Source organism: Actinacidiphila rubida, assembly GCF_900110255.1.
GTDB classification, from domain to species: Bacteria; Actinomycetota; Actinomycetes; order Streptomycetales; family Streptomycetaceae; genus Actinacidiphila; species Actinacidiphila rubida.
Genome location: NZ_FODD01000028.1, coordinates 79,974 through 102,719 on the forward strand (window position 1 = coordinate 79,974; position 22,746 = coordinate 102,719).

Below are 22,746 nucleotides of genomic sequence, written 5' to 3' on the forward strand. Positions count from 1 at the left end.
GATTGGCACCGTGCCGCGGATGCGATGCACTTGCCGGACCGCACGTGCCGGACGGACGGCCCCGCAGGAAGGCAGAGCACGCCCATGCGCTTTTCGGTCAACATCCCCAACTTCGGTGACTTCGCCGACCCCATGAACGTCCGGAAGGTCGCGGTCGCGGCCGAAGAGGCGGGCTGGGACGGCCTGTTCGTCTGGGACCACCTCCAGTTCAAGCGCTACCGGGGACGTCCGTTCGCCGATCCGTGGATCCTGCTGGCGACCGTCGCACCGGCCACGTCGCGGCTGCGCCTGGGCACGCTGCTGACCCCGGTCCCCCGGTACCGTCCGCAGCAACTCGCCCGGCAGGTCGCCACGTTGGACGAGCTGAGCGGAGGTCGCATGATCCTCGGGGCGGGCCTCGGCGGACCCATCGACGACGAGTACGGCAGCTTCGGGGACTCCACCGACCCGCTCGTCCTGGCCGGACGGCTGGACGAGGGCCTGGACCTCATCGACAGGATGTGGACGGGCGAGCTCGTCGACCACGAAGGCGTCCACTACCAGGCGCGGGACGTGCAGATGACGCCGACGCCCGTGCAGCGCCCGCGGCCGCCCGTCTGGATCGGCGGGTTCTGGCCGGCGAAGGCGCCGATGCGGCGGGCCGCCCGCTGGGACGGTGCGGCGCCGCTGTTCGAGTCCGCCCGGCACGGGATCGTCCCGGACGTGGCGGAGGTGGCGGAACTCGTCGCCTACGTCCGCAAGCACCGGCAAGGGACCGAGCGCCCCTTCGAGTTCGTCCTCGGCGGGGCGACCCCCGCGCACCCGGGCAGGGCCGCGGACGTCATCGGCCCGCTGTCCGACGCGGGCGCGACCTGGTGGGACGAACGCCAGATCCAGCTGGGCCCCGACATCGACCGCCTCGCCCCCGTCCTCCGCCGCGTCGAGGCCGGCCCCCCGCGCGTGTGAGCCCGGTACGGTCCCCGCGAGTCGGTCGCGCCTCCGCACCCGCTGACCGTCTCCCGCGGGGTGTGCGGCCGACTCCCGCGCACCCCGCACCCGTCGTCCCGGCCGCACCCGTCGTGGGGACGGTGCTCCGCACCGGGAGCCGGGTCAGGCCAGGCCCTCGGCGAGGGGGGCCAGGGAGAGGGCGGGGAGGAAGTTGAGGAGGGCGAGGATGAGTGCGGCGGCGGTGACCAGCGCGACGAAGTTGACGCCGCGGGCCTGGAGCGTGCCGGCGGTGACGACGCCGGGCTGCTGGCGGGCCAGGCGGCCGGCGAGGGCCAGCAGGAAGACCATCGGCAGGTAGCGGCCGACGAGCATCGCGGCGACCATCAGCAGGTTGTGGAAGTCGGTCGCGCCGTTGAAGCCGGCCATCGCGCTGCCGTTGCTGTTGACGTTGCTGGTGTAGGCGTAGATCGCCTCGGCGAGGCCGTGCGGGCCCGGATTGCCCATCGAGGACTGGGCGTTGCCGGTGGCGGTGGCCAGCGCCACGCACACCAGCACGGCCGTCGGCCCGACCAGCGCGTACAGCACCACGTAGCGCATCTCGGCGAAGCCGAGCCGCTTGCGCAGGTACTCCGGGGTGCGGCCGACGAGCAGCCCGCCGACGAACACCGCGATCATCACGGCGATCAGCAGACCGTACAGGCCGCTGCCGACGCCGCCCGGCGCGATCTCGCCGAGCATCATCGCGGCCATCAGCACGCCGCCGCCGAGGCTGGAGAAGCTGTCGTAGGACGCGTTGGCCGCGCCGTCCGCGCTGCCCGTCGCGGACACGCCGAACAGCGTGCTGCCGGGGATGCCGAACCGGGTCTCGGTGCCTTCGTAGGCGCCGCCCACCGCCTGCGTGACGGTGCCGCCGTGGACGCTCTGCGCCCACGTCGCGGCGCCCAGCAGCAGGGCGAAGAGGATGCCGACGACCGCCAGCAGCGTCCACGACTGCCGGAGGCTGCCGATCATGCGGCCGTAGGTGCGGAGGAACGCCGTGGGGATCAGCAGCATCAGCACGATCTCGAGCGCGTTGGTCAGCGCCGTCGGGTTCTCGAAGGGGTGGGCGCTGTTGGCGTTGAAGACGCCGCCGCCGTCGCCGGAGAACAGCTTCAGCGGCTCCCAGGAGCCGACCGGGCCGCCGAGCAGCGTCTGCCGGCCACCGGCCACGGTCGTCACCGTCTCGGGCCCCGCCAGGTTCTGCACGACGCCCAGCGCGATCAGCAGGACGCCGCAGACGACCGCGAGCGGCATCAGCACCCGCACGGTGGTGCGGATCAGGTCCACCCAGAAGTTGCCGAGATCGTCGGTGCCGCGGCGGACGAGCCCGCGGATCAGGGCCAGCGCCGCGCACACGCCGACCGCGGCCGACGCGAACGCCTGGACGCCCAGGCCCGCCATCACCGCGAGGTGTCCGGTCGTGGACTCGCCGGCGTAGTTCTGCCAGCTGGTGTTGGTGGTGAAGCTGACCGCGGTGTGCAGCGCCAGCCGCCACGGCATGCCGCCGTGCCCGGTGGACCAGGGCAGCCGGCCCTGAAGGGTGAACAGGGCGAACAGCGCGGCGACCGACATCGCGGAGAACGCCAGCAGGGCCGTCAGGTAGTGCCGCCAGTTCTGCTCGCGGTCGGGGTCGACGCCGCACAGCCGGTACAGCGCGCGTTCGGCGCGATGGTGCCGGCCGCCGTCGAGCGCCCGGGCCATGTAGTCGCCGAGCGGCACGTGCAGGCCGACGACCACGGCGACGATCAGGGTGGCCTGCAGCCAGGCGTACGTCATCGGGTCCCCTTCACCGGGTGGGTGCGGTCGAGCGCGAGGTTCAGCTCGACGACGTCGACGGCCGGGGCGCCGAGGAAGCCCAGGGCCCGGCCGGTGGTGCAGTGCGCGACCAGCCGGCGCACGTCGGCCGCGGCCATCCCGCGCTCGCGGGCGACCCGCGGGACCTGGAGGGCCGCGTACGCGGGGCTGATCTGCGGGTCGAGGCCGCTGGCACTGGCGGTCACGGCGTCGGCCGGCACCCGCGGGTGCGCGGGCGCGTCGCCGCGGACCGGCACCGCGACCGCGCGGCCGTAGTCCGCGCCGGGTGTGGCGCACCGCACCGTCACGCCGTGGTAGCGCGCGATGAACGGCCGTGCCGGGCATGCCTGGTTGAGGCTGACGACGCGGGTGACGGCACCGCTGGTGCCATCGGCCCGGTACACGCCGAGCACCGCGCCGACGCCGTCGGCCGTGCAGAACGGCCGTGCGCCGTCGACGTGTTCGAGCGCGCCGACGGCCTTGCTGCGGGCGCACACCTGCGTGAGCAGGCTCTGCCTGCCGCTGTCCGGCCGCCCGTTGAGGGGCAGCGTGTCGACGACGCTCTCCGGCCCGAGGTTGCCGGCCCCGGACGCCGACGCGTCGTAGCCGTCACCGGCGTGGGACGGGCGCGGCTGGAAGTACTGCGGCAGCGGCCGGCCCTTGGCGTCCTGGAAGGACTGGCCGATCAGTGAACTGCCCGCGGTCCGCCCGTCGGTGCCGGTCACCCGCGAGCCCTCCGCGGCGTGCCGCAGCCCGGGGACCTGTGCCACCGCGGTCAGCGCCAGCGGGTACGCGAGGCCGGTGATCACGGTGAGGAGCAGCACGGTGCGCAACGCCACGACGTGCTGGGCCACCCACGCGGGCAGCCGGTTGAGGAGGTTCATGGTCAGATCCCCGGGACGAACTGGACGAGGGCGACGTCGATGCACTTGATCGCCAGGAAGGGCAGGACGAGGCCGCCCACGCCGTAGATCCACAGGTTGCGGGTCAGGAGCGCGTCGGCACTGCTCGGCCGGTAGCGCACGCCGCGCAGCGCCAGCGGGATCAGCACCACGATGATCACGGCGTTGAAGACGACCGCGGACAGGATCGCGGAGGCCGGCGAGTGCAGGCCCATGACGTTGGCGGCCCTCAGGGACGGGTACACCGCGCCGAACATCGCCGGGAGGATCGCGAAGTACTTCGCGATGTCGTTGGCGATGGAGAACGCCGTCAGCGCACCCCGGGTGATCAGCAACTGCTTGCCGATCTCCACGATTTCGATGATCTTCGTGGGGTCGGAGTCGAGGTCGACCATGTTGCCGGCCTCCTTCGCGGCCGACGTGCCGGTGTTCATCGCGACCCCGACGTCGGCCTGCGCGAGCGCGGGCGCGTCGTTCGTGCCGTCGCCGGTCATCGCGACGAGGTGGCCGCCGGCCTGCTCCTTCCGGATCAGCGCGAGCTTGTCCTCCGGCGTGGCCTCGGCGAGGAAGTCGTCGACGCCGGCCTCCTCCGCGATGGCCTTGGCCGTCACCGGGTTGTCACCGGTGATCATCACGGTCCTGATGCCCATCCGCCGCAGCTCGCCGAACCGCTCCCGCAGCCCCGGCTTCACGACGTCCTTGAGGTGGACGACGCCCAGCACCTGAGCGGGCCCGTCCCCGTCCTGGCGGGCGACGGCCAGCGGGGTGCCGCCGGACGCGGACACCTCGGTGACGGCGTAGTCGAAGCCCGCGGGCACCGTGCCGCCGTTCTGCACGGCCCAGGCGGCCACCGCGCTCGCCGCGCCCTTGCGGAGCCGGAGCCCGCCGGGCAGGTCGGCGCCGGACATCCGGGTGGTGGCGGTGAACGGCAGCCAGGTCATGCCGGGTCGAGCCACGTCCCGGCCGGGCTCCCCGTCGCCGGCGCCGTGCTCGCGCCGCGTGTACGCGGCGATCGACCGGCCCTCGGGCGTCTCGTCGGCGAGGCTCGCCAGCAGCGCCGCCCGCGCGAGGTCCCTCGTGTCCGTGCCGCCGACCGGCAGCAGGCCGGCGGCCTGCCGGTTGCCGTAGGTGATGGTGCCGGTCTTGTCGAGCAGCAGCGTGTTGACGTCGCCGGCCGCCTCGACGGCCCGCCCCGACATCGCCAGCACGTTGCGCTGCACGAGCCGGTCCATGCCGGCGATGCCGATCGCCGACAGCAGTCCGCCGATCGTGGTGGGGATCAGGCACACCAGCAGCGACACCAGGACGATGCCGCGGACGCCGTCGGCGTTGAGGGCCGCGGTGTCGTGCGCGGCGGCCATGAAGTCCCGGGAGAAGACCGCCATCGGCTGGAGCGTGACGACCGCGACGAGGAAGACGAACGTCATCATGACCAGCAGCAGGTTCAGCGCCAGCTCGTTGGGCGTCTTCTGCCGCCCGGCGCCCTCGACCAGGGCGATCATCCGGTCCAGGAAGCTCTCGCCGGGCTCCTGCGTGATCCGCACGACGACCCGGTCGGACAGCACGCGCGTGCCGCCGGTGACGGCCGAGCGGTCGCCGCCGGACTCGCGGATCACGGGCGCGGACTCCCCGGTGATCGCCGACTCGTCGACCGCCGCGACGCCCTCGATGACGTCGCCGTCGCCCGGCACCAGTTCGCCGGCCGCCACGGCCACCAGGTCGCCGCGCCGCAACTCGGCCGCCGCCACGTCCTGTTCGAGGTAGGCCGACGGCTCGGCGCCGGGCTCCCAGCCGGTCAGCCGCCGCGCGGTGGTCTGCCTGCGGGTGCGGCGCAGCGAGTCGGCCTGCGCGCGGCCGCGGCTCTCCGCCACGGCCTCCGCGAGGTTGGCGAACACGACCGTCAGCCACAGCCAGCCGGTGATCAGCCAGCCGAACACGCTGGGGTCGGCGACCGCCAGGCCGGTGGTGAGCGCCGCACCGATCTCGGTGACGAACATGACCGGGTTGCGGGCCAGCGTCACCGGGTTGAGCTTGCGCAGCGCGCCGGGCAGCGCCCGGAGCAGCTGGCGGGGGTCGAGCAGCCCCGCGCCCACCTTGCGGCGGGCACCGGTGTCAGGGGGGCGCGGGGTCGGGCCGGTGGCCGGTATCGCGGGCGCGGGCGCGGTCATCGCGGCCGCTCCGGTCCGGCCGGCGCGGCCGCCGGGCAGGCGGCCGGGGCGATCGGCGCGATCGGCGCGATCAGCCCGGCGGTGTTCTCGACGTTCACGGAGACCTCTCGTTACGCGGGCACGCCGGACCCGCGCACGGGCCCGGGGGCATGCCGACGGCAGGGGTGGGAGGCGATCGGGCCAGGGCCGCGATCCCCTCGACACCCCCGGGCGAGGCGCGGGGGACGGGCTCGCCCGGAGGTGGCCGGGGAAGGCGTGACGCACCGTGCCGGGGCCGGCCCCCCGGCACTCCGACGACGCTAAGCCCGCACCGGCCGGCCCCCCGTGCCGTCCTGACGGCTCCCTGACGGAGCGGGCCGCCGCGTTAGCGCGACGCTGACGTGGCCGGGCCGGTCAGGGGTGCAGCCGCCCGCCACCGCCGGCGGGCGGAGGCCGTCCGGGTGCGGCTTCCTGCGGCGCCGTCCCGGCGCGCGGCGTTCAGAGGTCGATGCGGTGCGGGAGGATGCACACCACGACGTCGGTGCGGGCCCGCAGCACGGTGGCGAGCAGGAGGCCGCGCTGGTTCTGCAGCAGCTTGTAGCGGCGGCTGCGCGGCTCGACCTCGGGGATCAGCACCGCGACCTGCCGGCCGTCGCGCGCGGCCTCGTTGACGTAGCCGACCACCGGCTCCACGAGGGAGCGGTGCGGGCTGTCCAGCACGTCGAGCCGCACGCCCGGGTTCCAGCGGTTCCACGCGTCCATCAGGGCCCGCGACTTGTTCGGGTCGTGGTGGACGACCACCGCGACCACCTCGTCGCCGAGCGCCATCGCGGCGGTCAGGGCGTGCTGCGCGACGTTGCTGACCTGGCCGAGCGGCACGATCACCAGCGAACGCCGGGACCGCGGCGGCGGCGGGATCCGGCCCAGCCCCAACTCCTCGCCCGCCGCCCGGTAGTACCGTTCGATGCGGGAGAACAGCAGCATCATCAGCGGCACCGTGACCACCACGACCCAGGCGCCCTCCAGGAACTTGGTGCCCAGCAGCACGCACGTGGCGATGGTGGTGAGCACCGCGCCCAGGCCGTTGAGCGCGGCCCGGCGCCGCCAGCCCGGCGGCCGTTCGCGGCGCCAGTGCAGCACCAGACCGGTCTGGCTGAGGGTGAAGCCGAGGAACACGCCGATGGCGAACAGCGGGATCAGCTTGTGCGTGTCGGCGTCGACGGCGATCAGCAGCAGCGCCGCGGTCAGCGACAGCACCGCCACGCCCCAGCGGTAGACGGGCCGTTCGGCGCGCAGCCCGAACAGGTGCGGCAGCCGGTGGTCGCGGGCCAGCAGGCTCATCAGCACCGGCAGCCCGCCGAAGCTGGTGTTGGCCGCCAGCAGCAGCACGAGGGCGACGACGACGTTGGTGGCGTAGTACATCCAGCCGGTGCCGAACGCGCCCGCCGTCAGCTGCGCCAGCACCGTCACGCCGCCGCGCGGCACCACGTCGTTGCGGCGGATCAGCACGGCCAGCCCCACGAGCATCACGCCCAGCAGTGCGCCGAGCATCAACTCGGTGCGCTGGGCGCGCTTGACGCGCGGCTCGCGGAACGTCGGCACCGCGTTGGCGATCGCCTCCACGCCGGTCAGCGCCGAGCAGCCGGACGAGAACGCCTTGAGGATCACCAGCAGGCCCAGCGCCTCGGTCGCGTGCACGGGCTCGGCGGTGCCGACCATCGCCATCGGGTGCGGGCGGGCCAGGCCCACGACGATCACGGCGAAGATGCCCGCCACGAACAGCAGCGTCGGCAGCATCAGCAGCCGGGCGCTCTCGGTGACGCCGCGCAGGTTCACCGCCGTCAGCAGCAGCAGACCGGCCAGGCACACCGCGAGCTTGTCGCCGTCGAGCGCCGGGAACGCGGACACCAGTGCGTCGGTGCCGGCAGCCAGGCTGACCGCGACGGTCAGCACGTAGTCGACCACGAGGCTCGCCGCGGCGAGCAGGCTCGGCACGCGCCCCAGGTCCTTCCTCGCGACCGCGTACGCGCCGCCGCCGTCCGGGTGGACCGCGATCACCTGCCCGTACGAGACGACCAGCACCACCAGCAGGACGGTGATCACCAGGGTGATCGGCAGGGTCGCGCGCAGCGCACCGGCGCCGGCCACCACCAGCGCCAGCACGATCGACTCGGGGCCGTACGCCACGGAGCTGAGCGCGTCCAGCGACAGCGCGGACAGCCCCTCCAGGCTGGTCAGGTGGTCCTTGTCCCCTTCGCCGGGACGCAGCGGGACCCGCGGCTGCAACTGCCGCCGCGCCAGACCGTACGCCATGTCGTGCCCCATCCCGCTTCCGCCGACGGTGGCCCTCAGTCTGCACCGCCCACCACACCCGCCCCGGGCATCCCGACCCCCTCGGCGTGGGCCCCCGGTCGCCCCGGGCGGGCGGGGTCAGGAGAGGGCGTGGAGGGCGGTGGCGAGGGTGGCGACACCGGCGGTGATGGTGTCGGACGGAGTGCCCGCGTAGCCGAGGACGAGGCCGGGCGGGCCGGGGAGCTGGCGGTGCCACGAGAGCGGCTGGCACTTGACGCCGAGGCGCAGCGCGGCCGCGGCGAGGGCGGTGTCGGGGACGTCCTGCGGGTAGGTGACGGTCAGGTGCAGGCCGGCGGCGGCGCCGTGGGTGACGGCCCCCGGCAGGTGGGACGCGATCGCCCGCACCATCGCGTCCCGGCGCCTGCGGTGGCGTCCGCGCAGCATCCGCAGGTGCCGCTCCAGCTCTCCGGAGACCATCAGCCGGGCCAGGACGAGCTGCGGCAGCACCGCGTTGCCGAGGTCGGTGAAGCGCTTGGCGTCGACCAGCGCGTCGCGGTAGCGCGGCGGCGGCACGACCCAGCCGGTGCGCAGGGCCGGGGCGAGCAGTTTGGAGACGCTGCCCATGTAGCAGACGCGGTCGGCCAGACCGCTGCCCGCGAGCAGCGCACGCAGCGCCGGCACCGGCGGCCGGTCGTAGCGGTGCTCCGCGTCGTAGTCGTCCTCGACGATCAGGCCGCCCTCCCGCTCCGCCCAGCGCAGCAGCTCGCGGCGCCGCTCGCCGCTCGTCACCACGCCGGTGGGGAACTGGTGGGCGGGGGTCAGCAGCACCGCGCGGGCGCCGGTGGCGCGCAGCGCGTCGACCCGCACGCCGTCCTCGTCGACCGGCACCGGCGGCGTGCCCAGACCGCCGTTGACGAGGTGCTGGCGGGTGCCCAGCGAACCGGGGTCCTCGACGGCGACGCTGTCGATGCCGTCCGCCCGCAGCACCGGGTGCAGCAGCGTCAGCGCCTGCGCGGTGCCGGCCACGACCAGCACCTCGGCCGGTGTGACGCGGACGCCCCGGCTGCGGGCCAGCCACCCGGCGACGGCCTCCCTCAACAGCGGTGCGCCGCGCGGGTCGCCGTAGCCGAGGTCGCCAGCCGACAACTCGACGAGCACGGCCCGTTCGGCGTGCAGCCAGGCGGCCCGCGGGAACGCCGCGAGGTCGGGGCGGCCGGGCGTGAAGTCGACGCGGGCGGGCGCGACCCGCAGCGCGTCGAACACGTCGGGCGAGGGAGAGCCGGCGAACAGGCCGGCCGGGTCCGGGAGTTCGGCGGGGAGGGGAGCCGCGGGCTCCGGCCGGCGGGGCAGGGCGCTGCCAACGCGCGCCGCCGTGGCCCGTTCGATCGCCTGCACCGGGGATGCCAAGGGCGCCGGGGAAGCCGACCGTGCGGTCGAGGCGAACGGTGCCGCGACGACGACGGTTCCGCCCCGGCGGCGGCCCTCGACGTGGCCGTCCTCCGTCAGCCGCCGGTACGCCTCCATCACCACCCCGCGCGAGACGCGCAGTTCAGCGGCGAGCACCCGGGTCGGCGGCAGCCGGCTGCCCACCGGCAGGCGTCCGTCGGCGACGGCCTGCCGCAACCGGGCGGCCAGCCAGTCCGACTTGCCGCCGGCCGGCGCCTCGGCCGCGTCGAGCTGGAGGAAGTCCGAGCCGTACGGGGCGGCTTCTCCACCGGCGGCGGTCAGCGCCGTCTCCGTCGCCGCCGCCGGCACGGACTGGACCGCTGTCACGGACTGGGCCGCCGTCTCCGCCATCGCCGCTCGGCCCCCTTCCGCCGGGCCCATGGTGTCACGCGCGGTGGCCCGCGGCCGGAGCGTCGTGACCCGCCGCACTGCTCGCCGCAGCGTGGCCTCCGAACGCGAACTCGGGTTCTCCGGACGTCAGCTGGGCCGATTCCACCGTCACCGGCCAGTGCGCGGTGAACTCGCCGGCGAGGGCCGCCAGCACCCCGGCCATCGTGCGTGCGCCCCCGTCGTGCAGCGCCTCGGCCACGACCAGGACCCTGCGGGTGTGCGGGCCGACGGCGGAGTGCCCGCTCTGCCGGTTGGTCCACCGGCGGGCGTGCGCCCGCCCGTCGGCGTCGGCGAACGTCACCTCCCCGGGCGCGGGATGCTCGGTGCCGCCGCCGAACGGCGTGTAGTGCTCGTCGCCCCGGGCGTACCGCACCTCCAGCAGGGGCCCGGCGATCCGGTCCGCGTCCAGCGCGGCGACCGGCACCGCGTAGGCGGCGGAGACGGCGTTGCACAGGTCCACGACGGGGTGGATGCGCGGCAGGGCGCCCTCCTTGCGCAGCCGCCGCAGCAGCGACTCGGAGGCGCACCGGTACTGCGTCGGCTTCAGCCCCATGCGGGCGAACTCCCGCCGCCAGGCTGCTACTTCCGGCATGCGGCTCTCGGTGGTGGCGGCCAGCCGGTCCAGGGCACGGGCGGTGTACGCGGCGACGCCCCTCCCGGCGTCGACCGTGTCGTCCACGCCCGCGGCGTACAGGGCCCCGGCGGCCAGCTCCGGGTGGTCGGCGCGGAGGGCGTCCGCGTGGCGGAAGCGGCGCAGGGGCGGAGCCTGGAGTTCGCTCATCGTCACGCCACCGCCAGCCGCGCGCCCAGGCCCACGAAGCAGAGCGCGAACGTCCGGCGGACGCCGGTCACCACGCGCGGCCGGTCGAGCAACCGGCCGCGCACCGCGCCCGCGCACCACCCGTACGCGGCGAACACCGCGAACGTCAACGCCATGAAGACGAGGCCGAGTTGAAGCATGCACACCGTCGCACCCGGCCGGTCCCGGGCGACGAACTGCGGCAGGAACGCGACGAAGAACATGGTGAGCTTCGGGTTGAGCAGGTTGACCAGCACCGCCGAGGCGACCACGCGGGACGCCGGTCGCGCCTCGGCCTCGTCCGGCACCGTCAGTGCGTCCTTGTCGCGCAGCACCGCGAAGGCCATGTACAGCAGGTAGGCGGCACCCAGGTACCTGATCAGCCCGAAGAGCAGCGCGCTGCCGTGCAGCAGGGCGGCGAGGCCGGTGATCGTCAGGGCCAGGTGCGGCACGATGCCGAGGGTGCAACCGGCGGCGGCGACCAGGCCCGCGCGGCGGCCGTGCGCCAGCGCGGCGGCGAGCGTGTACACCACGCCCGTGCCGGGGGTGACGACCACCACGAGGGTGGTCAGCAGGAACGTGATGCTCAACGGGGGACCTCCGCACCGGGAGCCGCAGGGTGCGGCCTCTGCGTTCACCCTGCCGCCCCCATGGCCCGGTCCACAGAGCCAAAGCCGACGCGATCGACCGGTCCATAACCCGCGGACCGGCCGCGCGTCTCGCCGCGCGTCCCCGCCTCCGTGCCTCCGCGCTCTCGTGCCCTCCGCGCTCTCGTGCCCGCCGCGCTCTCGTGCCTCCGCGCCAGGCCGGCTCAGTCGATCGCGCCGCCCCCGCCGTCGGACCGCCACAGCAGCTCCGGAACCGGCGTCTCGGGCGTCTCGAACCAGCCCTCCGGCGGCCGCGGTTTGGGTATCTCGGCGCCTCGGCGCAGGATCCGGCCGTCGCGGACGTGGCGGCCGAGCAGGGCGCCGCCGAAGACCACGAAGCCGACGCCGACCAGCCACGTCTCGATGGTCAGCACGGTGCCGACCGGGCCGTACGCGTCGGCGTTGCTGACGACCATCGGGGCGAAGAACAGGTGCGAGAACATCCGCAGGCCCGCGAGGCCGACCATGGTGAAGACCGCGCCGGGCAGCGCCGTCCGCCATCTCACCGCACCGCCGCACAGGAAGCGCTGGCCCCAGGCGAAGAAGGCGACGCCCAGCAGGATGGTCAGGGCGATCCGCAGGCCGGCGGGCAGCACGCCGCTGCCCAGGGCGGCCGCGCTCTGCGACTCGCAGAACAGGTAGGCGGTCAGCACGGCCAGCCACACGGTGCGCCGCCAGTCGCGGTGCCAGGGCCCGGCCGGCAGGTCCCAGATCTTGCGGTAGCCGTTCTCCACGCTCGCCACGAAGGTCAGCCCGAAGTAGGCGAGCGAGACCAGGCCCCAGACGCTGGTGGCGCTCAGCACGTTGCGGGGCGCGGCGAACATGCTCCGCACGCTGTGCGCGCCGTCGGCGTTCAGGCCCATCCCGTCGACCACCCACTGGGCGAAGCCCGGGCGGTTCTCCCACGGGGTGGCCGCCGCGACGACGACCAGCAGCGGCATCAGGGTCACGAAGCCGAGCGCGGCGAACCCCATGGACCGGTGCAGCAGTTCGATGTGGAGGGCCTGTTTCGACAACCGCCCCGCCGCGGACCGCTTCCAGGCGTCGGACAGTCTGGACATGGGTTCACCCTTCCCCCAGCGTTACCGCAGTGGATACCGGGCCGGGTCCCTCCCGCGCAACTCGGGGCCGGCGCGGGGGCGTTACGCCACTTCCGTCCCCTCCTCCCGCACCGCTGCGGCGGGTGGGACCACCGCCCCCGTCCGTTCCGGGAGCGCGGGCACCTTGCGCAACCGTGCCCGGGAGGCTCACACTTCACCCGTTCACCAGCGGAATCGCTCAGCTTTGTCATGTTCCCAACATGTAAACTCCCGACATCGAGGAGAGTCACATGCACCTGCGCGCACGGTTGTCCGGGATAGGCGTAGCGGCCCTCGCAGCGATCCCGCTCGCGGTCCTCGGCCCCGCCGGGGCCTCGCACGCCGCGGTCTCGCCCGCCCAGAAGACCACCCACTCCTGTGCCACGAGCAAGGCCGGATTCGCCTCCTGCAAGGCGATCCTGCGCACCGACGTGGTCGAGCCGCAGGCGGTCTCGCCGAACGCCACGCCGTCCGGCTTCGGCCCGTCCAGCCTGCAGTCCGCGTACGCGCTGCCGTCGTCGACGGCGGGTGCGGGCCGCACGGTGGCGATCGTCGACGCGTACGACGACCCGACCGCCGAGGCCGATCTCGGCGTCTACCGGGCCCAGTTCGGGCTTCCGGCCTGCACCACGGCCAACGGGTGCTTCAAGAAGGTCAGCCAGACCGGTGGCACCAGCTACCCGAAGAAGGACGGCGGCTGGGCGCAGGAGATCTCGCTGGACCTCGACATGGTGTCGGCGATCTGCCCCAACTGCCACATCCTGCTGGTCGAGGCGAAGACCTCCAGCTTCGCCAACCTGGGTGCCGCGGTGAACCAGGCGGCCAAGACCGCGGGCGTCGTCGCGATCAGCAACAGCTACGGCGGCTCCGACGCGTCCGACGCCACCTACGGCTCGTACTACAACCACCCGGGCATCGCGGTGACCGCCAGCTCCGGTGACGCCGGCTACGGCGCGAGCTACCCGGCGTCCTCGCACTACGTCACCGCTGTGGGCGGCACGTCGCTGAGCACCGCGTCGAACACGCGCGGCTGGTCGGAGACCGCGTGGAGCGGCGCGGGCAGCGGCTGCTCCGCCTACAACACCGCGCTGAGCGGCGCCGCTTCGTTCGGTACCGGCTGCGCCAACCGCGCGGAGGCGGACGTCTCCGCGGTCGCCAACCCGTCGACGGGCGTCGCGGTCTACGACTCCACCGCGTACCAGGGCTACGTCGGCTGGATGGTGTTCGGCGGTACGAGCGTGTCGTCCCCGATCATCGCGTCGGTGTACGGCCTGGCCGGCAACACCGCCTCGATCGACAACAACTACCCGTACACGCACTCCTCGTCGCTGAACGACGTCACCTCCGGCAGCAACGGCAGCTGCCCGACCACCCAGTGGTGCAACGCCCGCGCCGGCTGGGACGGCCCGACGGGCCTGGGCACGCCGAACGGCATCGGCGCGTTCTGATCGCTCCCCGCGCGTAACCGGCACCACCCGCACGCAACGGCGCCGGGCCGGAAGGGCCGCCACCCTTCCGCCCCGGCGCCGTCCCGCACCCCCGCCCGCCCCGCAGCGGTTCGGCGTCCGGGACCGCCGCCGCTCGCTCGGCGTCCGAGTCCCACCGCCGCGCAGTGGCCGCACCGATCCTGTGGCGGCCGCGACCGCCGTCGGGTTGCCCTCCCGGGCGGCAATCGCTCGGCGGCCGCGCTGCCGTCGCGCGGAGTCCGTACCGTCGCCGCGCCGCGTCGGATCGCGGGCGCAGATTGGACCGGACCAAGTGATTGACGTGACACGGTCAAATACTTCACCGTGTCCCCGTCACGACCTCACCGGTCCGCCAGGAGGCGTTCATGCGTGTGCCGTTCGGAAATGTGAAGTCCTTCGCTGCTGCGGCTGTGCTGGTGGCCGCGGCCGCCGTGGTGCCCGCGGCCGCTCCCGCCGCGTCGGCGAGTGCCGCGGCCGGGACGCCGCCGCAGGTCTACGGTGCCTGGCAGTGCAGCAACGACGCCTGTACGTGGGCGACGGTGCGGGACATGGCCGACTTCGACCAGGCCAATCACTGGCTGATCGATCGCGGCGACGGCCGCCCTTCCGTCAACCTCGTGGTGCTCAGTTTCGTCAACCCGCTGACGCTCCTGAACGGCACGACGAACAGCGGCAACACCAACGGCGTGCCGGTCGGTATGAACCAGGCCGTCGTGAACTACTTCACCAGCCACGGCATTCGCGTGATGCTCTCGATCGGCGGCATCACCTACACCGACGACTGGAACACCGCGCTCTCCCAGAACCCCACGCTGCTCGGGCAGAAGGCGGCGGCGCTGGCCTCCCAGCTGGGCGTGGGCATGGAGATCGACTACGAGCAGAGCGCCGGTCCGAACACCGCGGGGCTGCAGGCGTTCATCGACGCCTACCGGGCCGCGCATCCCTACGACGCCTCGGGTGCCGATCCCACGGCCCGCCTGACGATCGACGTCGCGGCCGGTGACCGCTGGCTCATCGATCTCGACCAGTACGCCACCGCCAACTGGCTGACCACTTCGAAGCCGGTGCTGGACTACGCCAACGCGATGGTGCCGAGCAAGCAGCCGTCGGCCAGTGGTGCCGAGTCCAACTGGCAGGAGCACCTGGCCGGCAAGTCGAACTACAGCCCCGCCATCCCGCCGCTGGCACCCGCGAAGTTCACCGGCAGCCTCTACATCGCCGAGGGATCGCAAGTACGCCCGGAGTGCACCGACTTCCCGTCCTCGGTGACCAGCGGGACGAGTGCGTGGACGCAGGGTGCCGCGCCCGCCGGCGCGGGCACCACCACGGGCATGCTCGGCTACATGTTCTGGGCCGCCGAGCGCCCGTCCACGCGTGGCGTCACCACCACCCCGCCCAACTCCTGCGAGGGCGGCGTCGGCGCGGGCGCCACGGCCCTCACCGTCCCGGTCCCGATGCCGCCGCTCCGACAGAACTGACCGCCGCGAGGGAGGGCCCGGCAGGGCACGCGACGCCCTCGCGGGGTGCGCCACGGGGAGGCGCACCCCGCCCGGCCCCCGCCCGGCCCCCGCCCGGTCTCGGGCGGCCACCCTGACGGCGCTGGGTCGACGCCCCTCGGCGGCAGGCTCGTTGGGACCACAACCGCCGCGCTTGCGGAGGAACGCGAGGGACGCCGCATCACCGGACTTGACGTGACACGCCGCGGGACTGGACCCTTGCCCTCTCCCCCCGCGCCAACCCATCGTGATCCCAGGCTGGTGTGCCCATGCGTGCCTTTTCCTCCGCGACCTGCGCGGCCGTTGCTCTGACGGCCGGCGTGCTGCTCGCCCCGGCGGCCTCCGCCCAAACCCCCGGCGACAACGGCGACGTCAAGACCCACAACTCGACGACGGCGCCCGACGACCACCGGGACGAACCCAAGGTCTGCACCTTCTATCTCGACGCGTTCGACTTCGACGGTCTGCAGAGCGTGAGCTGGACCATCGACCCCCAGCCGGCGCACAAGTCCGCGGACCACGCGGCGTCCGGCACGATCACCCTCGGCGCCGACGGCAACGGCCACACCGAGGACATGACGCTGCCCGACGGCATGTACAAGCTCTACTGGACCTTCGACGGCGAGCACGGCGAGGCCAAGCACAAGGTCTTCAAGGTCGACTGCGCGAGCACCGGCTCCACCACCGGCGGCTCCACCACCGGCGGTTCGACGACCGGCGGTTCGACGACCGGTGGCTCCACCACCGGCGGTTCGACGACCGGTGGTTCGACCACCGGCGGGTCCAGCAACGGCGGTTCCACCACCGGTGGTTCGACGACCTCGGGCGGTTCGAGCTCCGGCGGCTCGTCCTCCACCGCGGGCTCGTCCGGCGGCGGCAGCTCCGCCCCGTCCGCCTCGCCGTCCGCGTCCACCGCCTCCTCCGGCGGCAGCCTGGCCGCCACGGGCGCCTCCGTCGGCGGCGTCGCCGCCCTGGCCGTCCTGCTGCTCGGTGCCGGCGTCTTCGTCCGGTTCCGCCGCAAGGGCGCCGCGCGCCAGCACTGATCCGGTCCGTCCGCGGCCGTGACCGCCCGCTCCGGCGGGCGCGCACGGCCGCGGGCCACCGTTCCCGCCCGCGGTCCGCACGACCACGAGCCGGGCCGCGCAGGCGGCCTCACCGATGCGGCGCACGCGGGCTCACTGTCCATCAGGTGGAATCGCCCCTGCGCGCGGCCATGGCCCGCTGGCATAGTCGCGGGCATGGAGACCGACCCCCTCTGGACTCTCATCGCGGGCTGCAGACGGCAGGGGCTCACCGGCGACAAGCGGGACGCCTGGCTCCGCGACGCCCTGCTCGGCATGCCGGTCGACGGCATCGTCGCGTTCCAGTGCGGCCTGGTGCAGCGGGTGGCCGAGGCGCGCACCTGGAGCCTGTGGGCCGCCGCCGACCGGGTGTTCGGCGGCTGGTGCTCCGACGACACCTTCTGCTGCTTCCAGCACTGGCTGATCGGCCTGGGCCGCCCGGTGTTCGACGCGGCGGTGCGTGAGCCCGACTCCCTCGCGTACGTCCCCGAGGTGCTGCGGCTGTCCGGCCGGCCCCGCGAGATGTGGCACGACGACCACCCCACCTGGGAGTCCCTGGACCGGCTGGCGCCCGAGGCGTTCGAGCGGGTCGCCGCGCGCCCGGCCGACGCCCTGGACGCGGCGGTCCGGGAGCGCCGCGCCCCCGGACCGCGCGCCGCCGCCGGCGCGGCGCCGCGCGGTGACCGCTGGAGCGCGCTGGACGAGCGGGAGGCCGCGCGCCGCCTGCCCCGGATCAGCGAGATGTTCCCGCTGCCGGCCGCACCCTGCTGAGCCGGACCCCCGGTCTGCGCGGGCGCGACGGACCCTGCTGAGCCGGACCCCCGGTCTGCGCGGGCCCGTTCCGGCGGGGTCGGAGGGCCCGCGGGCACCCGCCTCGGAGGCCCGCGGCCCCCGGGGCCGGACGCCGTTCGGGCCCGGGGACGGGCCCGGGGCCGTCCCCGCGCCGTGCGCCCCGGGCCCGACTCCGGTCGCCCTACACGCCGTTGACCAGGCGGATGTAGCGGACCCAGTCCCAGTTGGGGCCGGGGTCGGTGTGATCGGTGCCGGGCACCTGGGAGTGGCCGATGATGTGGTTGCGGTCCTTGGGGATGCCGTACTTGTCGCAGATCTCCGCGGTCAGTGCCGCCGACGCGTGGTACATCGCGGTGGTGAAGTACGCGGGCTGGTCGACCCAGCCCTCGTGCTCGATGCCGATGCTGCGGGTGTTGTAGTCCCAGTTGCCGGCGTGCCAGGCGACGTCGTGCTCGCGCACGCACTGGTCGATGGCGCCGTCGGCGGACCGGACGACGTAGTGCGCGGCGGCCGCGTGGGCCGGGTCCTGGAACAGGGTGATGGTGTCGGCGAACGTCTCCTGCGTCACGTGGATCACCACGAGGTTGACCGGGTAGGTCGTGGGCCGGTTGGACGCCGTGTAGTTGGAGGTGCTGGCCGGGGCCCAGGTGGCGCCCGGGTAGTCGACGGTCGCGGCGGACGCGGTGCCGCGCCCGGCCCACAGCTCGCCGGCCAGGCCCGCGGTGGCCGCGGCGCCCAGGGCGAGGCCGCCGCGCAGCAGCGCGCGGCGGGAGGGGGCGGTCCCGGGCGATCCCGGGGCGTGCTCGGGGGTGGTCGTCGGGCCGGACGCGGTCCCGGCGTGGGGGGACGGGGGACGGCTGGGACGTGCCATGGCGGGCTCCCTGAGGCGTCGCAGTGCGGACGTACCGCGGACGGATACGGATGAGTGCATGACAAGAACGTCGGGCCTGCCCATCGTGGGGCCGGGTGCCGCGGCCTGCCAAGCGGTTCACGAATTGGCACAGGTCCAGACCGCTGGCGCCCGGCCCGGCCCGTGGCCCGCCGCTGCCGGGCGGACCGCGCGCGGGATCCGGTGCCGCCCGGCGCCGAACGCGTCCGTTCGCTCACCACCTGTAGTCACGCACGCGCCCAGTTCATAACATCTGACACACGGTCACATCCCCGCCGCGCCGCAACAGCTGACGGCTTTGACCTCTCTGCTGCACCCGTGCCCGATTGGTTCCACCGCCAACTCCCCGATTCGGCTTGGAATTCGCCTCCGGCTCTATTAACGTTCGATAACGCAGCGCGGTCGTCACCACCGCCAAGAGGCGGCACCGTGCGCTTGCCGAATCCCGTCCGCGGGAACCGGGGACCCGAGAACCTGGGGTGAATCGGACGGCCGTGAGGCCGTTCGTAGGAGACCTTCCTGCTCCGAACCCGTCAGCTAACCCGGTAGGCGAGAAGGAAGGAAAGGAGAGCGCCCCCGTGGCGTCGAACCAGCCTGCCTACGCACCCGCCCGACCTGGGACGGGTACCGGGACCGAGGCCGCACCGCGGCCCGGATCCGACGGGGACGAGCCCGCGTTCGCCTTCTTCGCCGAGTCCCCGCGCCCGTCCTCGGACGCGGCCCCCAAGATGCCCCGCCAGCGGAACATGGCCCGCGGCGGGACCGTCCTCGGCATCGCCGCCATGGCCGCCGTCGGTGCCGGCGGCGTCGCCGCCGCCGCGGCTCCGGCCGCGCCCGGCACCGCGCCGGTGGCCATCTCCGTGCCCGACGTCGCCCCGTTCGAGGACGCGCCCGCGCCCGCGCCGGCCGTGACGCCGTCCGTCATCAGCGACCCCGGCGAGGCGCTGCGCGCCCGCATCATCGGCACGGCGACCGCCGGACGCGAGGCCGCCGCACAGGCCGAACGGGACGCCGCCGCACGGGCCGCGGCCGAGCAGGCCGCCCGCGAGGCGGCCGCGCGCAAGGTGCGCGAGCAGGCCGCCGCGGCGAAGGCCGAGGCGGAGGCGAAGGCGAAGGCCGACGCGGAAGCGGCCGCCAAGGCCGAGGCCGAGCGGCTGGCCGCCCTCGCCCGCTCCTACATCAAGCCCGTGACGTCCGCCACGCCGACCGACGGCTTCGGGCAGGCGGACCCCTGGTCGCCGCTGCACGCGGGCCAGGACTTCGCGGCGCCCACCGGCACCCCCGTGCACGCCGTGCACGGCGGCACGGTCACCTCGGCGGGCTGGGCCGGCGCGCAGGGCTACCGGGTCGTCGTGACCCTCGACGACGGCACGCAGGTCTGGTACTGCCACCTGTCGACGATGTGCGTGACGCAGGGCGGCGTGACGACCGGCGACACCGTCGGGCGCGTCGGCGCGACCGGCAACGTCACCACCCCGCACCTCCACCTGGAGGTCCGCCCCGGCGGCGGCGCCCCCGTGGACCCGCTGCCCTGGCTCCACGGGCACGGCGTCACGATCTGACCCGCACCCCCCGAACCCCGGCGGCCCTGGCGAACCCCCCCTTGCCAGGGCCGTCGGCCTGTCCGCGGCAGGATGCGCAGGCCGGTTCGCCCGTTCGCCCGCCGCCGGTTCGGCGCCCGTTCGCCCGTGGCCCGTCGCCGGTTCGCCCGCCGGGACTACTTGCCGGTGCGGCCGGACACGGCCCAGGACGCCGCGGCGACGGCCGCCGACACGGACAGGACCGCGGGCCACGCGCCGACCTTCTTCGCCAGCGGGTGGGAGCCGGCGAAGGCGGCGACGTAGGCGGTGGTGAGGGCGGCCGCCGCGGGCGTGCCGGACCGCCGGTGCCAGTCGCGGGCCGCCACCGTGCCGGCGGCGGCCAGCGCGAGGCCGCCGAGTTCGCGCCGCTTGGTCCACCGGGCGATCGCGTAGCCGCCGACCAGACCGCCGGCCGCCACCGCGCTCGCAGAAATCCCAGCCATGACCGTCCTCGCTTTCGTCGCGTCCGGACCGCTCTCGCCGCGTCCGGATCGTCCCGTCACGCGCTGTTCGCCCCGGGACAGCTCCGAGACTAGGCGGTGGCCTGCGCGGCCGGGCCCTCGGGGTCGACCGGGCCCGGCGCGGGGGCGCGCAGCGACGGGGACGCCGCCGGGCGGTGCTCGCCCGCGTCGAAGAGCACGAACATCAGCCGGGCGCCCGGCACCCCGAACGGTCCGGCCGGGCACATCGTGGCCCAGCCGGGCCCCAGCTCGGTGTGCATCAGCGGCCGCGGCTCGTCCACCCGCGGGCCCAGGAACTCCTGCGACGCCGACGCGAACGCCGCCGCCACGACCGGATCGCGGCGCGCGTCGGCCGCCAGCCGGGCCAGCGTCCGGTGCCGCGGGTAGGCGGACACCGCGTTGCGCAACTGCGGCACGATCAGCGGCAGCCAGCTGTGCTCCCAGTCGCCGAGGATGTGCCGCGCCTCCGGTGACAGCAGCATCCAGCGCATGGTGTTCGGCGGCACCCGGCGCTCGGGGTACATGCGGGCGAACGCGGTGTTGTACGCGATCACGTCCCACGCGATGTCGCTGATGTACGCCATCTCGCCGCTCGTGCGCAGCACCCGCTCCCACTGCGCCGGCACGGGAGCGCCCGGCGGCCGCGGGTCCAGCGGGTGTGCGGGCAGCAGCCCCGTCGCGTACAGGACGACCGCCTCCCACTCGTGCTCGCTCAGGTGCAGGATGCGGGCGATGGGGGCCAGCTCGTCGGTGCCGATGTGCGCGAGCCGGCCGCGCTCGACGTACCCGTACTTGTGGTCGGGCCACCCCAGCAGCCGCGTCATGTGCTCGTGCGTGAGGCCCTGGGCGCGGCGCCCGCGCGGGTCGGTGCGCGGCGCGAGACCCAGTTCCGTGGGGTCGAGCCGCGCGCGGGCCCGGGCCAGCAGGGCCTGCATCGCCTGGCGGTTGCGCATGCGGCACCTCCGCGTCGGGGTAGCGCTCTGCGCGCCCGCCGGCTCGTCGAGGCCGGGTGGCGCGCTCGCGGAACGGTGGGTGGGGGGACGGTCTCGCGGCGCCACGGACCGTACAGCTGTGCGGTCGTGACGCGGTCGAGCGTACGCGACGCCGCCGCGGAAACGACGACCGGACGGACGTCGGGTCCGCGGGCGGGGAGCGTACCGGAATCCGCACCGGCGGCCCCGGGCGCCGGTGCGGCCGGGGCCGTGCCCGGCCGCCCGGGAACGGAACCGCCACGTCAGGGGCGGGACGGCGCGCCCGCGACGCCTGCTAGCCGAGGTGTCGCGGGTCGAGACCGCTGGCCAGGCGGAAGCCCGCCTCGAACGGGCTGGCCGCGCCCAGGCGTTGCATCAGCGCCTGCATCACGTCCGCCACCGCGGCGGTGCCGACGCCGAGTTCGCCGGCGATCCGCCCGTCGTCGTAGCCGCGGGACAGCAGCCGCACCACCGTCTGCTCGAAGGCGCTCAGCCGCGGCCCGCCGGACGGGACCCGGCCGGCGCCGGCGCCGTGCGGGGCGGCCGTCGAGATGTCCGTCGCGGCGTCCGGCCCGGGGTACGGGACCGCGCGGCGCCAGTACGCCTCGTAGACCGCGAGGAAGGACGGCGCCAGCACCGAACCGCCGAGCAGGATCGCCGACTCGCCGCCCTGCGGCAACAGGTCGCCCGTCACCGTGCGGCCGGGGTGGCTCGCCAGGCACACCGCGTCGCGATCGAAGATCGTCACGTCGTTGAAGGGGCCCTCGATGCGGTCGATCACCCGGATCTCGACACCGGCCTCCCGGACGCGCGGCAGGAACCACGCGCTGTCCGGCTCGTCCAGCACCGACGAGGCGTACAGCGCCCGCATGCGGATGCCGCGCGCGCCCATCGCGGCGCCGAACGTCAGGTTCGCCTCCAGCGTCGGCCGGTCCGCCGACAGCCGGCCCGGGTGCAGCAGGTCCACCGACGACCGCACCGAACCCAGGACCCCCCGCAGCGCCCGCTGCCGGCTGCCCGGGCCCGTGAACTCCTCGACGAACAGCCGCCGCTGCCCGGGGTCTCCGGCCGGCGCCGCGCCGGCGCCGGGTTCGTCGGCGGGGGAGGGCGCGCTGAACGCCCTGAATCCCGCGGAGGCGGTGGAGGCGGCCGGCGCGGCGCCCGTCGCGGCGGCCACGGAGCCGTTCGGTCCGAAGACCCGCAGCAACTGGTGGGCGGTCTCGTGGACTTCGCGCACGCTCCGCAACTGCTGGTGCGCGTGTGAGGTGTACCTGCCGACCAGGGCCTTCAGCGCGAACTCGGGCTCGACCGCCTCGACCAGCCCTTCGTGGACCTCGACGAGGGCGAGGTCGCGCAGGGTGCGCCAGCCCGCCGTGAGCCGCTCCGGATCGAGCCCGGACTCGGCGCCGATCTCCGTCACCTGGCCGCGGCCGCCGTGTGCCGCGGCGATCTCGAAGAGCGCCGCGGCCGCCGGCATGTCGTCGGAGCAGCTGCCCGGCAGCGGTGGCGGCGCCGCGAACCCGCCCTCTTTCGCTTCGGATTCCATCCGAACGGACCTTCCTCGCCCC

Annotated in this window: 18 protein-coding genes and 1 riboswitch; of the genes, 6 read left to right on the forward strand and 12 right to left on the reverse strand. The window is 74.7% G+C overall.

All coding sequences use genetic code 11. The features are described 5' to 3' along the window. The first annotated feature begins 84 nt into the window (after positions 1 to 84). A complete protein-coding gene (locus tag BMW99_RS26180) occupies positions 85 to 945 on the forward strand; it encodes an LLM class flavin-dependent oxidoreductase (protein WP_069467307.1) in 861 nt (286 codons plus the stop codon). Positions 946 to 1,089: 144 nt separating this feature from the next. Here BMW99_RS26180 and kdpA read toward each other — a convergent pair whose 3' ends face one another. The 8 genes from kdpA to BMW99_RS26220 all read right to left on the reverse strand — a co-directional run bounded on the left by kdpA (position 1,090) and on the right by BMW99_RS26220 (position 12,444). Beyond that, entirely contained in the window at positions 1,090 to 2,742 is a 1,653-nt protein-coding gene (kdpA, locus tag BMW99_RS26185; protein ID WP_075017640.1) for a potassium-transporting ATPase subunit KdpA, read from the reverse strand. Next, positions 2,739 to 3,644 carry a potassium-transporting ATPase subunit C gene (locus BMW99_RS26190; protein WP_075017641.1) on the reverse strand — a complete coding sequence of 302 codons (906 nt, stop codon included), beginning with the start codon at positions 3,642 to 3,644 and terminating at the stop codon, positions 2,739 to 2,741. The genes kdpA and BMW99_RS26190 overlap by 4 nt, the downstream gene beginning before the upstream one ends. Positions 3,645 to 3,646: 2 nt before the next feature. Next, a complete protein-coding gene (kdpB, locus tag BMW99_RS26195) occupies positions 3,647 to 5,830 on the reverse strand; it encodes a potassium-transporting ATPase subunit KdpB (protein ID WP_069466786.1) in 2,184 nt (727 codons plus the stop codon). Between the two features lie 477 nt (positions 5,831 to 6,307). After that, complete coding sequence (locus BMW99_RS26200; RefSeq protein WP_075017656.1) at positions 6,308 to 8,122, reverse strand: APC family permease; 1,815 nt, start codon at positions 8,120 to 8,122, stop codon at positions 6,308 to 6,310. 117 nt (positions 8,123 to 8,239) lie between these two features. Beyond that, a complete protein-coding gene (gene pdxR / locus BMW99_RS26205) occupies positions 8,240 to 9,898 on the reverse strand; it encodes a MocR-like pyridoxine biosynthesis transcription factor PdxR (RefSeq protein ID WP_079176184.1) in 1,659 nt (552 codons plus the stop codon). A 34-nt stretch (positions 9,899 to 9,932) separates the two neighbouring features. Beyond that, positions 9,933 to 10,718, reverse strand: a complete 786-nt coding sequence (locus BMW99_RS26210) for a B3/B4 domain-containing protein (RefSeq protein WP_069462298.1) — start codon at positions 10,716 to 10,718, stop codon at positions 9,933 to 9,935. A gap of 2 nt (positions 10,719 to 10,720) precedes the next feature. Further along, positions 10,721 to 11,326, reverse strand: coding sequence for a LysE family translocator (locus BMW99_RS26215; RefSeq protein WP_069462297.1), 606 nt, complete (start codon positions 11,324 to 11,326; stop codon positions 10,721 to 10,723). Positions 11,327 to 11,547: 221 nt separating this feature from the next. Beyond that, positions 11,548 to 12,444, reverse strand: a complete 897-nt coding sequence (locus BMW99_RS26220; protein WP_069462296.1) for a YhjD/YihY/BrkB family envelope integrity protein — start codon at positions 12,442 to 12,444, stop codon at positions 11,548 to 11,550. Between the two features lie 269 nt (positions 12,445 to 12,713). Here BMW99_RS26220 and BMW99_RS26225 point away from each other — a divergent pair, with 269 nt between their 5' ends. The 4 genes from BMW99_RS26225 to BMW99_RS26240 all read left to right on the forward strand — a co-directional run bounded on the left by BMW99_RS26225 (position 12,714) and on the right by BMW99_RS26240 (position 17,256). Then, on the forward strand, positions 12,714 to 13,910 hold the full coding sequence (locus tag BMW99_RS26225; RefSeq protein WP_069462295.1) for a S53 family peptidase: 1,197 nt from the start codon (positions 12,714 to 12,716) through the stop codon (positions 13,908 to 13,910). A 383-nt stretch (positions 13,911 to 14,293) separates the two neighbouring features. Further along, a complete protein-coding gene (locus BMW99_RS26230; protein ID WP_075017642.1) occupies positions 14,294 to 15,406 on the forward strand; it encodes a glycoside hydrolase family 18 protein in 1,113 nt (370 codons plus the stop codon). Between the two features lie 287 nt (positions 15,407 to 15,693). Next, the gene (locus tag BMW99_RS41450) at positions 15,694 to 16,467 is read left to right on the forward strand and encodes a hypothetical protein (protein WP_075017643.1); all 774 of its coding nucleotides are present in this window, start codon (positions 15,694 to 15,696) and stop codon (positions 16,465 to 16,467) included. A 195-nt stretch (positions 16,468 to 16,662) separates the two neighbouring features. Beyond that, on the forward strand, positions 16,663 to 17,256 hold the full coding sequence (locus BMW99_RS26240) for a DUF4240 domain-containing protein (RefSeq protein WP_075017644.1): 594 nt from the start codon (positions 16,663 to 16,665) through the stop codon (positions 17,254 to 17,256). Between the two features lie 202 nt (positions 17,257 to 17,458). Here the strand turns inward: BMW99_RS26240 and BMW99_RS26245 are convergent, their stop codons facing one another. Further along, the gene (locus tag BMW99_RS26245; RefSeq protein WP_079176181.1) at positions 17,459 to 18,148 is read right to left on the reverse strand and encodes an N-acetylmuramoyl-L-alanine amidase; all 690 of its coding nucleotides are present in this window, start codon (positions 18,146 to 18,148) and stop codon (positions 17,459 to 17,461) included. A 444-nt stretch (positions 18,149 to 18,592) separates the two neighbouring features. Then, positions 18,593 to 18,733, forward strand: a riboswitch (cyclic di-AMP (ydaO/yuaA leader). Between the two features lie 11 nt (positions 18,734 to 18,744). Between BMW99_RS26245 and BMW99_RS26250 the strand changes: the two genes are divergently transcribed. Continuing rightward, positions 18,745 to 19,728: a M23 family metallopeptidase gene (locus BMW99_RS26250; RefSeq protein ID WP_069467680.1), complete on the forward strand. Its 984-nt coding sequence runs from the start codon at positions 18,745 to 18,747 to the stop codon at positions 19,726 to 19,728. 155 nt (positions 19,729 to 19,883) lie between these two features. Here BMW99_RS26250 and BMW99_RS26255 read toward each other — a convergent pair whose 3' ends face one another. The 3 genes from BMW99_RS26255 to BMW99_RS41455 all read right to left on the reverse strand — a co-directional run bounded on the left by BMW99_RS26255 (position 19,884) and on the right by BMW99_RS41455 (position 22,724). Next, positions 19,884 to 20,189 carry a hypothetical protein gene (locus tag BMW99_RS26255; protein WP_075017645.1) on the reverse strand — a complete coding sequence of 102 codons (306 nt, stop codon included), beginning with the start codon at positions 20,187 to 20,189 and terminating at the stop codon, positions 19,884 to 19,886. Between the two features lie 89 nt (positions 20,190 to 20,278). After that, on the reverse strand, positions 20,279 to 21,160 hold the full coding sequence (locus BMW99_RS26260) for an MmyB family transcriptional regulator (protein WP_069467735.1): 882 nt from the start codon (positions 21,158 to 21,160) through the stop codon (positions 20,279 to 20,281). A 313-nt stretch (positions 21,161 to 21,473) separates the two neighbouring features. Further along, positions 21,474 to 22,724, reverse strand: coding sequence for a helix-turn-helix transcriptional regulator (locus tag BMW99_RS41455; RefSeq protein ID WP_075017646.1), 1,251 nt, complete (start codon positions 22,722 to 22,724; stop codon positions 21,474 to 21,476). Positions 22,725 to 22,746: the final 22 nt, after the last annotated feature.